At 42.3% G+C, this 2,523-nt stretch carries 3 protein-coding genes and 1 pseudogene; 3 read left to right on the forward strand and 1 reads right to left on the reverse strand.

Translation table 11 applies throughout. From position 1 onward, the window contains the following. The first annotated feature begins 203 nt into the window (after window positions 1–203). The 3 genes from sipA to NJ959_RS28445 all read left to right on the forward strand — a co-directional run bounded on the left by sipA (window position 204) and on the right by NJ959_RS28445 (window position 2,266). The gene (gene sipA / locus NJ959_RS28435) at window positions 204–509 is read left to right on the forward strand and encodes a regulatory protein SipA (protein ID WP_254015123.1); all 306 of its coding nucleotides are present in this window, start codon (window positions 204–206) and stop codon (window positions 507–509) included. A gap of 101 nt (window positions 510–610) precedes the next feature. Further along, window positions 611–793, forward strand: a complete 183-nt coding sequence (locus NJ959_RS28440) for a hypothetical protein (protein WP_254015124.1) — start codon at window positions 611–613, stop codon at window positions 791–793. 393 nt (window positions 794–1,186) lie between these two features. Next, complete coding sequence (locus NJ959_RS28445; RefSeq protein ID WP_254015125.1) at window positions 1,187–2,266, forward strand: MraY family glycosyltransferase; 1,080 nt, start codon at window positions 1,187–1,189, stop codon at window positions 2,264–2,266. A gap of 40 nt (window positions 2,267–2,306) precedes the next feature. On the opposite strand, the pseudogene NJ959_RS28450 reads toward NJ959_RS28445, so the two are convergent. After that, window positions 2,307–2,523, reverse strand: a pseudogene (locus NJ959_RS28450) (Uma2 family endonuclease); the annotation flags it as partial.

The following is a 2,523-nucleotide window of genomic DNA, read 5'->3' on the forward strand; positions in this document are numbered from 1 at the left end:
TTATTGGTTATTGGTTATTGGTTATTGGTTATTGGTTATTGGTTATTGGTTATTAGTTATTGGTTTAGGGAACGCGGAATTATATCATCTCGGAGCGATTAGTATTAAGAGAAAATCATAAGCCTATTGATTTTGCCAGATCCTAATTCAACAAACAACCAACAACAAATAACCAACAACAAACAACAAACAACTAACAACAAATGTCTAAAGAATTTAAAGTAGGCGATCGCGTAAGATTAATTACCCTCCCCCGTTATGTAAAAACTGCCGAACCGATGCCGATGTTACGTCCAGCAGATGTAATAGAGGTAGGAGAAGAAGGAGTAATATTAGATCGCCGTCCCGGTGGATTTTGGGGAATTCGCTTTAGTCGGGGAGCATTTCTCCTGGATAGCGAGTATATCGAAGCGGTAGAAAAAACCCCCGCCAGCACTCCTGTAAATGAAAATCTGCCCGAAACCTTCTCCCATCCCGATCAAAAAAGCGACGAGGTTAATCAACAGTAGCGGTTTTATTAATAAACACTTAAAAAGGCTGACATGCGATCGTCCTATTTTGGGGTAATATGCAGAACAATTCTTAATAAAATCTGTATTTGAGATAATATATGGAAAGTTTCCGTATAATCCCTATGGATCGCAAAAAAATGGATAAGCGAGATTTGGCACTAAGTTTTGCAGATGATCCTGAACTGTATGATTTTGTTAGGGTTGGTTATCCTGACGAGCTATTCAAATGTCTGCTAGATAAAGTACAGATTAAGGAACATCAGCGAGTCTTAGAAATATAGGGATCTCCGGGAGTTATGGTGATAAGTCAAAGTTATTGAAATCACCAAAGACATCCTAGATCGGCTTTACCCCTGCTCCCTGCCCCCCTGCCCCCTGCCAAAAAAAGAGTTTTCCACCACAAGTCGCAATAACCGTAGGGTGGGCACTCCTCGCTAACGTAATAATCAGCTTTTCAACTTCTCAAGGGGACTGCCCACCCTACAGTAAAAGATAACCTCTAACCTCTAACCTCTCACCTGGAAAGCCAAATAACCCGGATATATGCCACGGTTATCGGAAACTACAATAAATCTGATTTCAATCGGATGTAGCTAAAACACCTTGACTCCTGTAGAGTTGGCGGTAATATTCAACTAGTGAAAGTCTAAGCGTGTGAGTTGGGAGAAAAAAATTTGTATAACTTCCTGCAATCTCTCGGCATTGCTAACCCCACCGGAAGTGGATGGCTGGCGGTGATGTTCACTTTTGGGTTAGCTTGGGTCGTAACTTGGCGTTTTATTCCAGCAGTACATTCCTTTGCCTTACGGGTGGGTTGGGCGGATCAACCGAATGCACGACGACTTAATAAAGAACCTTTACCCAATGCGGGGGGCTTGGCAATCTATGCTGGAGTGGTAGCTGCTTTAGTGCTAGCCACCCTGTTAAGGCCAATTGTCATCGAGGCTGTATTGGCTCAGGTATTGACAATTCTACTGGGAGGTTCAATCCTGGTACTGGTAGGCTTTATTGACGATCAGTTTGGGTTACCTCCCTATATTCGCTTATTTACACAAACAATTACAGCACTGCTACTGGTTGCTAGCAATATTCGGATTGAGACTTCTTTTGGCACTCCCTTCGATCCCTTAATCTCAATTCTACTGACATGGCTTTGGGTTGTGGGGGTTACCAATGCGGTTAATTTGATGGATGGGATGGATGGTTTGGCTGGGGGAATCAGCTTTATTACAGCGATGAGTCTGTTAGGTGCATCTGCTCAGTTTGAAACCAGGGCAGCAGCAACGCTACTTTTAGCGGCTTTAGCCGGGGCTGCTTTAGGCTTTTTGCGGGATAATTTCCATCCATCGCGGATTATTATGGGTGATGCAGGAGCATATTTTTTTGGCTATGTTTTGGCTGCAACTAGTATCTTAGGTAGTGTGAAGGTAACTACTGTATTTGCTTTAGTGCCCACAGCGTTTTTTTTGCTATTACCTGTATTAGATACCACTCAAGTGTTTGTGCGACGACTCCTGGCGGGGAAAAATCCTTTAAGTACTCCTGGTAAAGATCATTTACATCATCGGTTATTAGCTTGGGGCTTTTCTCAGCGCTATGCTGCACTAATTCTTTGGGGTATTACTTTAATCTCCAACGGGTTAGCGATGAAATTACAAGGTATGACTCCGATGGTTATATTTGTTACTAGTATTAGTATTATCCTGCTATTAGCTTTTACTATTTGGCAAAAACTGTGGTGTAAACGAGCTTAATTTTAGGTGAGGTGGCAGTCATAACTTTTTAGCTACCTCCTTAAGCTCGAAACTGCTGTATTAACCAAGCAGTTGTGGCTGACTGATTTTCCTGACGACTACGCCCAAGGGCTTGTTCTAAAATTGCTAATCTCAATCCGGGTAACATCTGCGATTCCTGAATGCGGCGAATACTACCATCAGTTGCAATCGCAAATGCTAAAATTTGCCTAGCTTGGACATTGACAATCCAATATTCAGGAATTCCCAAATCTTCA

The organism is Limnofasciculus baicalensis BBK-W-15 (assembly GCF_024178385.1).
GTDB classification, from domain to species: domain Bacteria; phylum Cyanobacteriota; class Cyanobacteriia; order Cyanobacteriales; family Coleofasciculaceae; genus Limnofasciculus; species Limnofasciculus baicalensis.